Here is a 13,651-nt window from a genome sequence, read left to right as displayed (position 1 = left end):
GACAGCGGGGTCGAGTCGGCGCGGACGTGGCCGCAAGCGCTCCCCAACGTCAGCGTTGGATCACTGTCAACGAGCCGTAGTTCAGGTCGCTGCTGACGTAGGCGAAGTGCGTGCTCGGGTCGACGGCGATGGCGAGCGGATTATTGCCGACGGCAAGGATTCCGGTGACGATGCGCCGAGTGGTGTCGACCACCGACACAGACCCGCCGCTGTAGTTGGCCACGTACGCCGTGTTTGTCGGCGGGTCCACCGCTACACCCGCGGGGCGTTGCCCGACGGGCACACTCGCGGTGACGCCGAGGCTGATGGTGTCGACGAAGGACACCGATGCATCATCGCCGCTGGCGATATAAGCGGTGTGCGATGCGGAATCGATGGCGATACCGGCTGGGTGGACGCGAAGCGCGACTGAACCGATGACGGATCGATTCGTGGTGTCGACGACCGTCACGGTTGGATCGGTCGTGGTGACAAACAAGCGGTGCGCGGTCCGATCGATGGCGACGCGGCTTGGGCCTTTTCCGGTCGGCACCGTCGCGGTCACGGTATGCGTTAGTGCGTCGATGACTGAAACCGATGCGCTATCACCGTTAGTGACATAGGCGATCGGGGCATCCGGGTCGACCACTACTCCGCCCGGATGGCTACCGACGCCTATTCGGGCGACAACCGAACCGCTGGCGGTGTCGATGACCGACACCGAGGAGTCATCGAAGTTTGTGACGTAGACGGTTCGGGTCGACGGATCCACGGCAACACCCACCGGGTGGCGTCCCACAGCGATGGTGGCCGTGACTGTGCGGCTGGCGGTATCGACCACCGAGACGGAGTTGGCACCGGTGTTCGCGACGTACGCCCTGTGTCCGGCGGAGTCAACCGCGACGCCGAAGGCGCCATTGCCTACCCGTATCGAGGCGGCGATTGTAGGCGGAGCACTCGGCACAGCCGTCGCGCCCGCACTGGGCGTGCCTCCCTCGCTCGGCGCGGACGGCGGCGGCCCGGCCGTTGTCGTCGGCGTAGACCCGGTCGTGGATGTGTGGGTGCGCAGGAGGTATACGCTCGCGCCCCCGGACACCGCCAGCACCGCGATCACCGCGGCGACTACCCATGGCCGTTTGGCGCGTTTGCGCTTCTCCACCATGGCCTGCGACGGCTCGCGGTGCGATGGTTTCTGCACGGGCTGCGTTGCTTCGCTCGGCCAGGAGGCCGCCGCTGTGGGCGCGACAGCAGTGACGGTGTGCGACTGTACATCTGGGTCCGGCGCGCGTAATGGCACCGTGATCGCATCGCGGGCGGCGCGTGCCATATCCATCGGGGTGGAGTAGCGCTGCTCAGGGTCCTTGGCCATGCCGGTCGCGATGACCGCATCGAACGCCGGCGGCGCGCCGGAGTCGGACGGTCGCGGCGGCGGGGTCGACAGGTGCCCGGCCACTTGTTGCTCGATGCTGTCACCCGGAAATGGGGCGCCTCCCGTCAAGCACTCATAGAGCACGCAGGCAAGCGCGTAGATGTCCGAGCGTGCATCAGCCTGACCGACTTTGAAGCGCTCCGGCGCCATGTAGCGCAGCGTGCCTACCACCGCGTCCGTCCCGGTCAAACCGGTCTCGCCCACAACGCGCGCGATCCCGAAATCGATCAGATACGCAAAGTCGTGCTCATCGAGCAAGATGTTGGAAGGCTTGATATCTCGGTGAACCAATCCAATCTTGTGTGCGGCGTAAACGGCTTGGGCCACCTGTTCGACGATGTGCACCGCGCGTGCCGGCGACATCGCCGCGGAGGCCAGCGCCGATGCCAGGTCGCGGCCCTCGATCAGCCGCATGTCCACGAATAGCCGCCCGTCGATCTCGCCGTAGGTGTGAATCGGCACCACGTGGGGGTTGTTCAATCGTGCCGCTGCGTGGGCCTCGCGACGGAATCGCTGTTGAAACGTCCTGTCAGCAGCAAAATGCGCTGGGAGGACTTTCAGCGCGACTATCCGATCGGTGACGGTGTCATAGGCTCGCCAGACCTCCCCCATGCCGCCTTGGCCGAGCAAAGTGATTAGGCGGTACCGGCCGAACGGGGTCCCTTCCACCGAAACCTCCCGACAGCTGCAATTCAGCAACACAATAGTCCACCGCCGGTACGGCAGACCAGCAACCGTTGCGACGTCGGCGTCGCGCATAAATGAAGATGGAGGGATGTCACCGTTGGATTCCGGAATACCATCAATTATGTTGAGGCGCAGAATAATACATCGATTGGGCTGATGCTTCTCCAATTTTTACCGCTAAAGATGCTGTCCCACAGTAGGATTACATCATCAAGAGCGAGGGCCGGGTTTACCGGCTGTGAGGCGAAAGACACCGGTTTGGCTGCGCCGCTGCTCATACATGGCCTGATCGGCGCGCTCAAGGACAGCATCTATGGATCGGCCATCTCCCGGTCGGTGTGCTGCGGAGCCGATCGTTAGGACGATAGCGAGCGCTGTGCCGTCGGCGAGCGTGATCGGAGTCCTTTGCACCCGGTCTGTTATGCGGTTGGTGAGGAGCGTGAGGGCGCGCTCGTCGATGGCGTCGGTGATAACCAGGAATTCGTCGCCACCCCAGCGGGCGACGAGGTCATCGTCTCCGATGGCCGCGAGTAGGCGGTCGGCGACCTCGATCAACAGTTCGTCGCCGGCTCGGTGGCCGCATCGATCGTTGATGGATTTGAATTGCTCGATGTCGCAGAACAGGATGCCGTAGCCGTTGTCGGCCGCGTCGAGTTGCTCGAGCTGGCTCCACGCCGCGGAGCGGTTGGCAATTTTCGTCAGGGTGTCGGTGGTGGCTTGGCGGGCCAACTCGGCCTCTCGCATGCGATCCGCGGTGACGTCGAGGATTTGTGAGACGAAGCAACGAGGCTGGTTGCGATGGCCTTGCACGAGCACGGCGGTGAGATCACACCACACGATGCGTCCATCGGCGGCGATGTAGCGCTTGTCTATGCGGTAACTGCGGCGGCGGCCCGCGAGGCACTCGGCGAGCAGAGCCAAGTCGGCATCCAGGTCCTCGGGGTGGGTGATCTCCTGGAAGGTAAGTTCTGCCAATGCCTTTCGGCTGTAGCCGAGTATTGTCCGCAGCGCCCGATTGGTGCGCTGGAACGACCCATCGAGGCCGACGACGGCCATACCGATGGGTGAATGCGTCAGCGCCAGCTCGAACCGTCGTTCTCCGAGCAGGTCGAAAACAGCGAAGGACCGATCGACCGATTCGGCGACGGCACCGCAGGCCGCAAAACCGTGCGTGTGGGACTGGGGCCTGCTGAGGTGGTAGCCCTGCGCCCAGGGGATGCCGGCAGCACTTATGGCGTCCAATTCGCCCTGGCTCTCCACGCCTTCGGCGATTACGGTCGCGCCGATCTGCGCCGCGAATTCGGCAATGGATTGAGCCAGTCGACGACGCGCGTCGTCGGCATCGATGTTGCGAGTGATCGACTGATCGATCTTGATGAATTCTGGTGCCAACTCCAGCACGTGAGAAAACGAGGAGAAGCCGGCACCCACGTCATCGACCGCCACCCGCATACCGCGTGCCCGGCATGCTTCGAGCACCTCGTCGAGAGCGTCGTAGTTCTCGACCGCATCGTGCTCGGTGATTTCGAGCACCAGACGTGACGGATCGACCTCGGCGAGCAGCTCGGTCCACGGCGTCAGCAGCACCGCCGATGGAGAGATGTTCACCGCGACGAACCCATCTTCGGGCAGCTGCGGCAGCAGCGACAGGATGCGTGCGATGACCGAAGTCTCCAATTCGATGTCCAACCCCAACAGGGCCGCCTGACCGAAAACCAGATCGGGGCGAAATGGTTCGCACGGGAAGCGCGCGAGCGCTTCGACGCCGACAACCTTGCCGGTCGAGACATCGTGCACCGCTTGGAAGACGACCTCGAAATCGCGTTCGGCCACCACTCGGCGGATCCCCTCGCGCTGCTCGGCGTGGATCTTCGTCGAGGCCACCGGTAATTCCATCAAGGCGCCGATGAGGTCGGCCATTTTGTTGACAATTCGTAAGTCGACATCGGCAAGATGCGGCTTCGCCTCCCGGCTGACCGCACCCACCATTCCGACGGTCGAGCCGTTCGGGCCGAGCAGGGGTACGCCTACATAAGCGCCCAGACCCAATTTGTGCGTTCTGGGCAGAACGGAGGCGGTTTTGTCGGCGGACGTGTCTGGGATGACGGCGGGCAGCCGCCCATCGATCACGCGGACGCTATACGACCCAGTCAACGATGATCGGTCGCCGGGCGAGACACCCAAGGCGTCGGTGTCGCCGTCGATCACCTCGAATACTTGCATCCCTTGGTAAAACGACGCGATCCACGCCGTATCTAGGCCTAGGCGACGCCGCAACAGACCCAAGAGGGTTCGAACCAACTCCTCAGAATCAGCCGGTCCGTCTCTCGCTGGGTGCACACCCTGCCCTTCGGCCCCCATAGCGATATGGTAATCCGGCACGCGGTCGAACCCTATGGATTTGGGCGCGTGATTGCAGCCCGAGTTCTATTGGGCAGCAGAGCGATTTATCGGCCGTGTAGCTCAGAAAGCTTCGTCAGATTCCACTATCCCCCGCCCGACGCCAGTTCTAATCCTATCTCGTTGTTTAGCAATGGGTTTGGCACCGTGGGACCGCCGAGCGGTCGGCGTCCATCCAGCAGTCTCAGACAGATTCGTCCAGGAATTCGGCAATATTATTGTGCAGCAACAGTATTCAGTGTCTGGTTGAAGATATGGCCAAATCGGTTAGCCCGGATGCGACCCCGAACAAATAGCCTTGTGCCAACCCGCATCCGGCCATGAATACCGTGTCCGCCTGGTCAGCGGTTTCGATCCCTTCGGCGATTACCTTGAGCCCCAGCGCTTCGCACAAGCCGATGACCGACCGGTAGAGCGTGAGGTTTCGTTCCGGTTCGACGCCCGCCGCGAGTCCTCGGTCGAGCTTGACGATTTGCACCGGCAGCTCATGCAGGTAGGTCAGCGAGTTGTACCCGGTGCCGAAATCGTCCAACGCCACTCGGATGCCTCGTTCGTTCAGACGTCTGATAGCGGCCGCTCCATCGGCGAGATCAACAATGGGGACGGTCTCGGTGATCTCCAAGACGAGTCGATGTGGCGATAGCCCATGCCGCGCGAGAATGCGGCTGATGACACGTTCGAAATCGACGCTTCCGAGCCGCGCGGCACCGATGTTGACGTGAACGTCCAGGTCGAGGCCCGCGGCTTGGATCTGCGCGCAGGCCTGATCGAGTACCAGGGCATCCAGTTGGGCCCCCATGCCGTTGGCTTCAGCCAGCGCGACGAAGGTTTGAGGAGGAATCTGTATCCCGCTTGGTGCCGTCCACCGGGCGAGTGCCTCCACCGCGACCGGTGTGCCGTCTGGGAGGGCCACCACGGGCTGATACTTGAGCTGAAAGCCTTGCGGGACAGCGCCATTCGCTTGACGCAGCGCGGTCGTAAAATCCTCCGAAACGCTGAACGCCGGGCGGTACACCACGGCCGTGTCTTTACCCAGCCGCTTTCCGGTGTACATCGAGATGTCAGCTTGCCTGAGCAGATCGTCGGAGGTCGGCGCACCCTCGTCGCAGCCGGGGCTGACTAGGCCCATGCTTGCTCGCACCCGCACCGAAGTGCCATGCACCGAGAACGGACTTCGGAGAGCGACCCGGAGCTGGTCGGCGATCAGCTCCGGTGCGTCGACAGCGCTGGCAGTGAGGATGGCGAACTCGTCTCCCCCGATACGTGCCAGCGTGTCGGGTGGGCCGAGGCAATTTTGTAGGCGCGCGCTGATTGCGCACAGCAACTCGTCGCCGGCCGCGTGCCCGAATCGGTCATTGACATCTTTGAAGTCGTCGATGTCGACGAAGATCAAGACGAACGGGCCGTCCCGGATCGCGTCGTCCAGCCGCTCGGCCAACAGCAATCGATTGGGTAGCCCGGTCAGTGCGTCGTGGTGAGCCTGATAGGCCAGCCGGCGTTTGGCGTCAACGAGCTGTGCGGTCAGCATCCGCTGCACCTGCATCGCCACCACGTAGCGGGTCGCGACGAGCAACGCCATAGCCAAATAGGTGCTGGCGAATAGTGCGTCGATCCCTCGTCCGACCAGCACTTGAAACGTGAGCAGAGCGGTGCTGCCCATGAAGCCCACATAGGGCAGGGTGAGCCGTGCCCAGTTCGTGGTCTGTTCGTCGTCGTGAGGGCGGGGCCTCGGAGGTAGTACGAGCAAGCTCCACGCGACCAACAGCGGGGCCATGACGAATCCGATGCCGACCCACAGATCCAGCGTGGTGACACCGACGCTTCGAAGGTAGGCGAGCAGCCTGTCCGAGGAGGCCAGCGTGATGACGGCGGCCGCGAGCAGCATGTAGTTCGCCCGTCCCGGCCGGTAGGGCGGATACCACATGGCCAGGAGAACCGCGCCCACCACCGTGACGAGCTCCACGCCGGCGATCCCCCATACGACCTCGGTGTTCGTTGACCGCGGCAGCGCGGCGCCGTGCTCGGCGCCCAAGCGGGCGACGTACACCAGGTGGCAAAACGCCAGCGTGCTCACCAGTCCGTCGAGAATGGTCGTGACGACTGCCGCCCAGCCGCGCACTCGTTTGGGAGCGTCGTCGTGATAACGGCCAGCGCGAACGAGGAGCAGCATCGCCGCGCAGAACAAGAGGCCGGCGACGAAGTAGCCGACGACGGCAGGCTCTGGTGCGGTTCCACCGGCGCCCCTCGCCGGCTGCGCGAGAGATTCGGCGCTCAGAAAGGTGGCTATCGCTGCCAGAAGGGATAGTCGCCACCACCGTGACAGGCCGGATACCCGGGCCACAACGATGAGCCCCACGAGTAACGCGCCAACACACAGCGCTGCTTCGAGGACAAACTGCACCCGTTGCGCCGTCGCCAGTCCCCACAGGTTCAGCGCGTTGAACGCCGCCGCGGCGACCACGACGGCAGATAGCCCTAACTGCAGGCGACGCCCCTGAAACGACAACGCGCCCCCTCCAGCCCGCGGCGTTGAAGCTCAATATCCTTGCAGATTATTTCGACGGCCGAAACCGGTATGGCTGATTTGGCATCTCTGGGTGTTCAATCGCAAATTGGTTAGCCAGTATTGAATTTCTGCGCTCGCAATTCCGTCGCAGCGCCTCGGTGTTACAGGCCGGTTCCGCTGGCGGTTAACGGTCAGCGTGGCGGGACGCTTAGAGCGAGCGTTCGTTCCAACGCACGGCTTGGCCTGCGCGCTGCTTCCGGTCGATTGCCGCGGCCACAAATACATCCGGCTCCATCGGAGTCTAAATCGACTACCTGAATTCACCCAGATCGACTTCGGCGGGTGTTATCCGCAATTCGATGGTCGATGGGGTACCACAGCGGGATGCCGTTGCAGCGCAGCGGAATTCGGTCATTCCGTACAGGGTGTCGCAGCCGAAGGTTTGTTTCCGACCGCTCACCCCGTTGGGATCCTGCGAACCCCTGATCCGGGCGGGATCAACCGGGCGGCAGCACCGGCGGGCGGCATACATTAGCGCCCGGATCCCACCACCATCCGTTGTCGCACGCGAGTGGTTGCGGCCCGACGCCGAGCGGGCGACACACATTGGCCGTCGGGTCCCACCACTGACCCGAATCACAAGCCAACGGTTGCGGCCCGACACCGAGCGGCCGGCAGACCTTGCCCGTCGGATCCCACCACTGGCCATCCTGGCAATCGGCCGAACTCACCGCCGGCGTCGCGATCGTCGCGACCGCCATCGAGGCCAGCGTCATCATGCCGACGGCAGCAAGATGGCAAACGCTCCTCACTACAGGTCTCCCCTCGCGGTCTATCGATCATAGAACCGCGCCCGGGTATAGCGGTCAACCCCGTCGTCCTCGGCGGCCACAGCAAGGTCGAGCAGCGAGGCGACTGGTCATTTTTCAATCGGCCAGAAGCGGTTGCTCATCCGGTGCGCCCTCCTAATATTGCTTCGTCGGCGCCGACCATTCGACCGAGCGGGGAGCACGTTGACCCATCTAGTGAAGCTTCCTATCCCGCTTCTGTTCGCCGTCTGCGTAGCCGGTTCGGTGTCAACCGGCGGCCCAGTCGGAGTCTCGCGAGGCGACAGCGGTGCGGCCTACCCTTTCTCGTGCCCCCGAGACTCGTTGACGGCAGATTTCGCTAGCCGCGATGCGCTGCCGCAAAGCCCAGTTCCGCTTTCCGACTGGTACCGCACGAGTGCCGAGGGGCACTACTTGAACCAGGGTTGGGGACCAGCAGCGGATGCGTTGCCTGCCCCAGCCATCCCGCAGGGCGTGGGTTGTGATGCGAACACGTGGAAGCGGGAACGAATCCTGGCGACGGCCATGCGCTACATCTACTCCCCCGACAATGCGCTGGGGCTGCAATACCGCCACCACCACATTCCCGGCTGGGACCCGCCCGCCTCGACCCATGCCGGTGCTGTCGAGGAGAATCCGGACACCGACACCCCAAATGAGCCGGTTGCCTGGAGCGCCGGGCGAGGCTTGGACTGCTCCAATTTCACTGCGTGGGTGTACAACTACGGTTTGGGGATCAAGTTCAGCGGCGATGTCCATCAGCAATACGACGGCAAAGCGGGCCCGATGGGCACTCGCATCCCCAAAGATGGCAGCTTCGCGCCGGGAGATCTAATTTATCTGCATCCCAATGGAAGTGAGAGCCAAGCGTCGCACGTAGTCATCTACATCGATGACCAACACATTATCGACAGCCGCGTAAGTGCCCAGAATGTGGTCGGAGTCCAGATTCGAAATCGGCAGGGCTGGTACCGGTCCGCTGTCCTTGGTGCGTGGCGGCCGATCAGCTGAGCGGCCCCGGGCGATGATGGCCGCGTTTAGCTAGGTGCACAGCGACGGAGCGTCGCACACGTTGCCCGGGCAATACGTCGAGTGTGCGGCGTTGACCATGGTTCCGACATCCGGCAGCGTCACGCTCCGCTTGTCCAGGTGCGCGTGGACCTCATCGGCGATCTGCTGCGGCGTCCAGCCCCAGGTGAGGTCGTAGCAGATGAGGTGCGCCTCGCCGATGAGCGCCTCTTCCGTCTGAGGCGGCCACGTCAGGCCTACGGCGCGCAATTGATTGAGGTACACCTCGTCTTGGGGAGTAACTGCGTTCGCAGTCGCCGCGCTGCTAGCCAGTGCAGCGCCAGCCATCATGGGGATCGCGAGTCCAGCGAACCAGCGAGGTGAGGGCATTTGATTCCCTTCCGTTCTTTTCGCGTTAGCACGGCCGCCAGTGCATGCAAAGCAGCGCAATTGGAGAATAGCGAATGGCCCGCCCCGGTGACTCATCAATTGACGACGTCCCGACGAATGCGGCAACTCTGCTCGGCGGCGACTGCCGTGCGCAGACGGCGACCCGTAGCCGGGCACGGTTCTGTTCTCTTGGTTCGTATTTCTTGATGGCACAGGTGGCCCAAAGCGGCAGCTCGATCAACGACGCTCGCGGGTCCGCGACGACGGAGCAGCACGTGGCTGTAGCGTGACGCCGGTGAAGTCTCTCCGGTTGTATTCCTCGATCGTGTTCGCGGGCTGCGTCGCGGCTACCGTTCTGATGCTCGCTGGATCGGGTACGGCCACCGCGGCCGGCTCGTGCCCAACCGCAGCACCGCCGGCAGGTGGAACACCTGATTGGACTCTCTCGGGGACGACCGGCAGCATCGCCGTCGTCGGACCCACGGATACGACCGCTCCCCGGGTGACGGTGACTGCACCGTTCAGCGTGAACCAGACCCAGGTACACACGCTGCATGTCGCAAATGGGCCGGTGGTCTCACCCACTGCCAAGGTCTCCGTCTGCTACATGGGCGTCAACGGCCGCGACGGGTCCGTGTTCGACAGCAGCTTCGACCGGGGCGCCCCAGTTGACTTCCCGCTTACCGGCGTCGTGCCCGGCTTCCAGAAGGCCATCGCAGGGCAGCAGGTCGGCTCAACGGTCGCTGTCGCGATGGTCCCCGCGGATGGCTACCCCGAAGGTCAGCCCAGCGCTGGCATCCGGCCGGGCGATTCGCTGATCTTCGCGATCAAAATCCTCGCCGCTGCCGGCTGAGCCGAGTAGGCACGACACGCACTGTGCCGTAACCTCCTGTCGCGCAGGCGCATGCGCCTAGCTGACTATTTCTTACAGTGGGGCATCGTAAAGCATTGCTGCATAACAGCTTTAGTTGTCTTGTCATCGATTCTTGGTGGCGACCGCGTACACGACGTTGGTCTCGGCACTCGTAATCCCAGAGGTCCGAACATAATCGAGGTTGGCGGTGTGCACTCGGTCGCGATCCTGCGGTGAGAGCTGCTCGATGGTGCCACGGTAACCTGAGCCCATTACCGCCGCCCACCACGCTTCGGGCGATGTGATTGCGTGCGCGCCGAACTCGGCGACAATCTCGGCCCCGGCTACCCCGCCCTCACGCAACGCTTCACCCAATGACGCCGGATCGCAGATGCGATCCCACGGATTGAACCCCTTGTAGAGCTCGGGCCGAACCTGGCGAATCGATTCCCAGAAAGCCGTATTGGCGGGCTCGAGGAAGCGCGGCCCCCAGGTCGTGATCGCGAGCTTGCCGCCCGGGCGCACGTTGCGCCACAACTCCCGCGCGGCGGCGCCGATGTCGGGTACGAAGAAAATACCGAAGACGCATACAACTGCGTCAAAGCTTTCGGGCGGCAGCTGAAGGTCGAGCATGTCGCCGGAGCGAAACTCGATATTGCCCAGCGCCAATCTTTCGGCCTTGGCGCGCCCCAGTGCGAGTAGCCGTTCGGCGAGATCGATACCGAGCACCGAGCCGCCGGGGCCGACGATCTGTGCCGCCGGTATCGCGGAGGCGCCGCTGCCACAACACACGTCGAGCACACGCTGGCCGGATCGCAGTGCAAGCCGGTCGACGGTCGCGTGGCCGAACCGGGCCCAGAACGTGTTCGCCGGATCGTCGAACGCATCCGCCGCCGCGTTGTACGTCGCGGCGGCCCCCGTTTGCGCGTCGCCAGAAGTGCCGGAAGACATCGGTCACGAGAGTATCTGTTCTGTTGCAATGCAGCCAGTTTCGCGGCCCTCAGCCTCCAGTCGTCATCACGTAGGCGCCGAGGTCGGCTTCCGCTACGGCGGTACCGCCACGCTCGTGATGGGCCTGCACACCTTCCCGGGCAACGGACGCTTCCCCACAACGGTTTCGACGCCGTCCGCCCCGTGCCGTGCCACCACGACGGGAGTGGCCGGGATGCCGTTGAATCGCGACGCCGAGACCATCGTGTAGGCGCCCATCAGCGGACTGACGACCACATCTCCCACTGCCAGCTGCGGCATTGGGTAGTCACGGGCCACGCCAACAAGCGCTCGCGCGATTTGTCCGCCGACTAAGCCAGGGCGTCGAACATGTGGGCCGCTTCGATACCGATCTGCTTTGCGACGTGGCTGGTGTCCCAGTACTCACGCCAGTGAGTGATGGCGCCGTCGCGGACCTCGAAGACCGCGACGACGTAGAACGTGACCGGCTCGCCGGCGCCCAATGAATTGACGTCGATTCGTTCGACGACGACAGTGTCACCCGTCGACACGATCGTGCGGATTTCGCTCCCCTCGATCATTCCCGTCGAAAGGCTGTTGTGCTTCTCCAGCTCCGCGCGCGCCGCGTCGCGTCCGGCGATCACGGGTGAGAGCGGCACATGCAGCTGCCAGATGAAGTCCTCCGCCACCAGAGCGATCGCCGCGTCGACGTCGATGGTCCGCCCGTAGAAGGCGTGGATGAAGTCGAGCACCAGCTGCTCGTTGTCGTTGTTTGCGGCAACACCGTGTGACATGTCTTCTTCCTTTGCTGTTCGCCGGTCTTATCGATTGCGGCCGGCAGGCTGCCGGCGTGGAAGCTGGCGGAAACTCTACGCCTAAATAAATTGGTTGATTTAACCACCCACTAAATCTTCTGCGGACATTCGTGGTTGTCAGCTCATTGATCCGCGGCATCGCGTCGTCGGTGATTCATAAAGTGCCAATATGTATCGTCAGATCCTCGATCCTCTTGCTCATTCACTGGGTCTGAGTTCACTCGTAGCCGCCTTGCCGCTGGCGATGCTCTTTGTGATGCTCGGCGTCTTGCGTCTGCGGGCGTGGATGGCTTCACTGATCTCGTTGGCCATCGCGATCGCGATCGCAGTTGTCGTGTACCACATGCCAATTGGTCAGGCGCTGCATGCCGGCGGCGAGGGCGCCGTCTTCGGGTTCTTCCCGATCCTCTGGATCGTGATCAATGCGATCTGGGTGTATCAGATGACGGTGCAGACAGGACATTTCGATGTACTGCGGCGAAGCTTCGCAACCATCAGCGACGACCACCGTATCCAGGCGATCATCATCGCTTTTTCGTTCGGCGCGCTGCTCGAAGCCCTGGCCGGATTCGGCGCGCCCGTGGCGGTCACCTCGGTGATGCTGCTGGCGTTGGGCTTCAGGCCGCTCAAGGCCGCCGTGCTGGCTCTCGTCGCCAACACCGCGCCCGTCGCCTACGGGGCGATGGCCACACCCATCATCGTTCTCGGTAAGGTATCCGGATTGTCGAGCGACACGCTCGGCGCGATGGTCGGGCGTCAAACTCCCATCCTTGCCGTCTTCGTCCCGTTGGCTCTGGTCGCAATCGTCAACGGCCGGAACGGAATTCGGGAGACCTGGCCCGTGGCCCTCACCGCGGGCGTCGTTTTCGGCATCGGCCAATTCGCCACCTCGAACTTCGTGTCGGTGCCGCTGGCCGACGTGGTGGCCTCGCTGCTGTCCGCTGGCGCCGTAGTGCTACTGCTGCGCGTCAAACGTCGGCAAACGGCACCGCGTACCCCGGTGGTGGCGGGGGGCGCCGCGGACTCGATGACCCCCGAATTCACCGCGAGGCTGCGTCCCGAGGCGCGCGCCGAGGTGGTCCGCGCCTACGCGCCCTACGCGATCATCATTGCCATTTTCGTGTTCTGCCAGATCCCAATCGTGAAGCAGTATCTCGACTTCGCGACCTACACCGTGCATTGGCCGGGACTGCACTTGCTCACCGCGACGGGCAGCCCATCGAGGCTTCCGACCTTCACCTTCAATCTGCTGACCACGCCCGGCACCCAGATGCTCGTCGCGGGCATCATCGCGATGGTAGTGCTGCATCTGTCGGGGGTCGGCGCGATCAAAGCTTATGGGGCGACGCTGTATCAGCTTCGCTGGGCGATCCTGACCGTAATGGCCGTGCTGGCGCTCGCTTTCGTGATGAACGCCTCCGGTCAGACGATCACGTTGGGAACATGGATGGCCGGGGCGGGTGGCGCTTTCGCGCTGTTCTCCCCCATTCTGGGCTGGCTCGGCGTTGCGGTTACCGGTTCCGACACCTCGTCGAACTCCCTATTCGGCGCCCTGCAGGTGACCGCGGCGGCCAAGGCGGGGCTCTGCCCCGTGCTGATGGCCGCGGGCAACAGCTCCGGTGGCGTGCTGGGCAAGATGATCTCGCCGCAGAACCTCGCGATCGCGGCCGCGGCGGTCGACGTACACGGCAAGGAAGGCGACATCTTTCGCCGTGTGGTCCTGTGGAGCGTAGTTTTCCTGGCCTCTATCTGCGTGCTATCCGGACTGCAAGCCTCGGTGCTGTCGTGGATGGTGTTCTGACGCAG

The 13,651-nt window shown here is 63.5% G+C and carries 11 protein-coding genes; 4 read left to right on the top strand and 7 right to left on the bottom strand.

The genetic code is table 11. The features are described 5' to 3' along the window. Positions 1–49: 49 nt before the first annotated feature. The 4 genes from MJO58_RS14880 to MJO58_RS14865 all read right to left on the bottom strand — a co-directional run bounded on the left by MJO58_RS14880 (position 50) and on the right by MJO58_RS14865 (position 7,780). On the bottom strand, positions 50–2,077 hold the full coding sequence (locus MJO58_RS14880; protein ID WP_239719872.1) for a serine/threonine-protein kinase: 2,028 nt from the start codon (positions 2,075–2,077) through the stop codon (positions 50–52). A 228-nt stretch (positions 2,078–2,305) separates the two neighbouring features. After that, on the bottom strand, positions 2,306–4,396 hold the full coding sequence (locus MJO58_RS14875; protein WP_350355892.1) for an EAL domain-containing protein: 2,091 nt from the start codon (positions 4,394–4,396) through the stop codon (positions 2,306–2,308). A gap of 334 nt (positions 4,397–4,730) precedes the next feature. Continuing rightward, positions 4,731–7,001 (bottom strand): putative bifunctional diguanylate cyclase/phosphodiesterase, encoded by a 2,271-nt coding sequence (locus MJO58_RS14870; RefSeq protein WP_239719871.1) that lies wholly within the window; start codon positions 6,999–7,001, stop codon positions 4,731–4,733. Between the two features lie 497 nt (positions 7,002–7,498). Beyond that, entirely contained in the window at positions 7,499–7,780 is a 282-nt protein-coding gene (locus MJO58_RS14865; RefSeq protein ID WP_434086373.1) for a hypothetical protein, read from the bottom strand. A gap of 495 nt (positions 7,781–8,275) precedes the next feature. On the opposite strand from MJO58_RS14865, the gene MJO58_RS14860 reads away from it, so the two are divergent. Continuing rightward, on the top strand, positions 8,276–8,839 hold the full coding sequence (locus tag MJO58_RS14860; RefSeq protein WP_239719870.1) for an NlpC/P60 family protein: 564 nt from the start codon (positions 8,276–8,278) through the stop codon (positions 8,837–8,839). A 30-nt stretch (positions 8,840–8,869) separates the two neighbouring features. Here the strand turns inward: MJO58_RS14860 and MJO58_RS14855 are convergent, their stop codons facing one another. Beyond that, the gene (locus MJO58_RS14855; RefSeq protein ID WP_259608702.1) at positions 8,870–9,184 is read right to left on the bottom strand and encodes a DUF732 domain-containing protein; all 315 of its coding nucleotides are present in this window, start codon (positions 9,182–9,184) and stop codon (positions 8,870–8,872) included. A gap of 328 nt (positions 9,185–9,512) precedes the next feature. On the opposite strand from MJO58_RS14855, the gene MJO58_RS14850 reads away from it, so the two are divergent. Then, on the top strand, positions 9,513–10,079 hold the full coding sequence (locus MJO58_RS14850) for an FKBP-type peptidyl-prolyl cis-trans isomerase (RefSeq protein ID WP_434086233.1): 567 nt from the start codon (positions 9,513–9,515) through the stop codon (positions 10,077–10,079). Positions 10,080–10,202: 123 nt separating this feature from the next. Here MJO58_RS14850 and MJO58_RS14845 read toward each other — a convergent pair whose 3' ends face one another. Beyond that, entirely contained in the window at positions 10,203–11,030 is an 828-nt protein-coding gene (locus MJO58_RS14845) for a class I SAM-dependent methyltransferase (RefSeq protein ID WP_239719867.1), read from the bottom strand. A gap of 28 nt (positions 11,031–11,058) precedes the next feature. Here MJO58_RS14845 and MJO58_RS14840 point away from each other — a divergent pair, with 28 nt between their 5' ends. After that, complete coding sequence (locus tag MJO58_RS14840) at positions 11,059–11,280, top strand: hypothetical protein (protein ID WP_239719866.1); 222 nt, start codon at positions 11,059–11,061, stop codon at positions 11,278–11,280. A gap of 100 nt (positions 11,281–11,380) precedes the next feature. Here MJO58_RS14840 and MJO58_RS14835 read toward each other — a convergent pair whose 3' ends face one another. After that, positions 11,381–11,824, bottom strand: a complete 444-nt coding sequence (locus tag MJO58_RS14835) for a limonene-1,2-epoxide hydrolase family protein (RefSeq protein WP_239719865.1) — start codon at positions 11,822–11,824, stop codon at positions 11,381–11,383. 190 nt (positions 11,825–12,014) lie between these two features. On the opposite strand from MJO58_RS14835, the gene MJO58_RS14830 reads away from it, so the two are divergent. Further along, positions 12,015–13,646, top strand: coding sequence for an L-lactate permease (locus MJO58_RS14830; protein WP_239719864.1), 1,632 nt, complete (start codon positions 12,015–12,017; stop codon positions 13,644–13,646). Positions 13,647–13,651: the final 5 nt, after the last annotated feature.

The organism is Mycobacterium lentiflavum (assembly GCF_022374895.2).
In the GTDB taxonomy this organism is placed as follows: domain Bacteria; phylum Actinomycetota; class Actinomycetes; order Mycobacteriales; family Mycobacteriaceae; genus Mycobacterium; species Mycobacterium lentiflavum.
The sequence above is the reverse complement of the archived record's forward strand: the minus strand, read 5'-3'. Positions and strand labels throughout refer to the sequence as shown.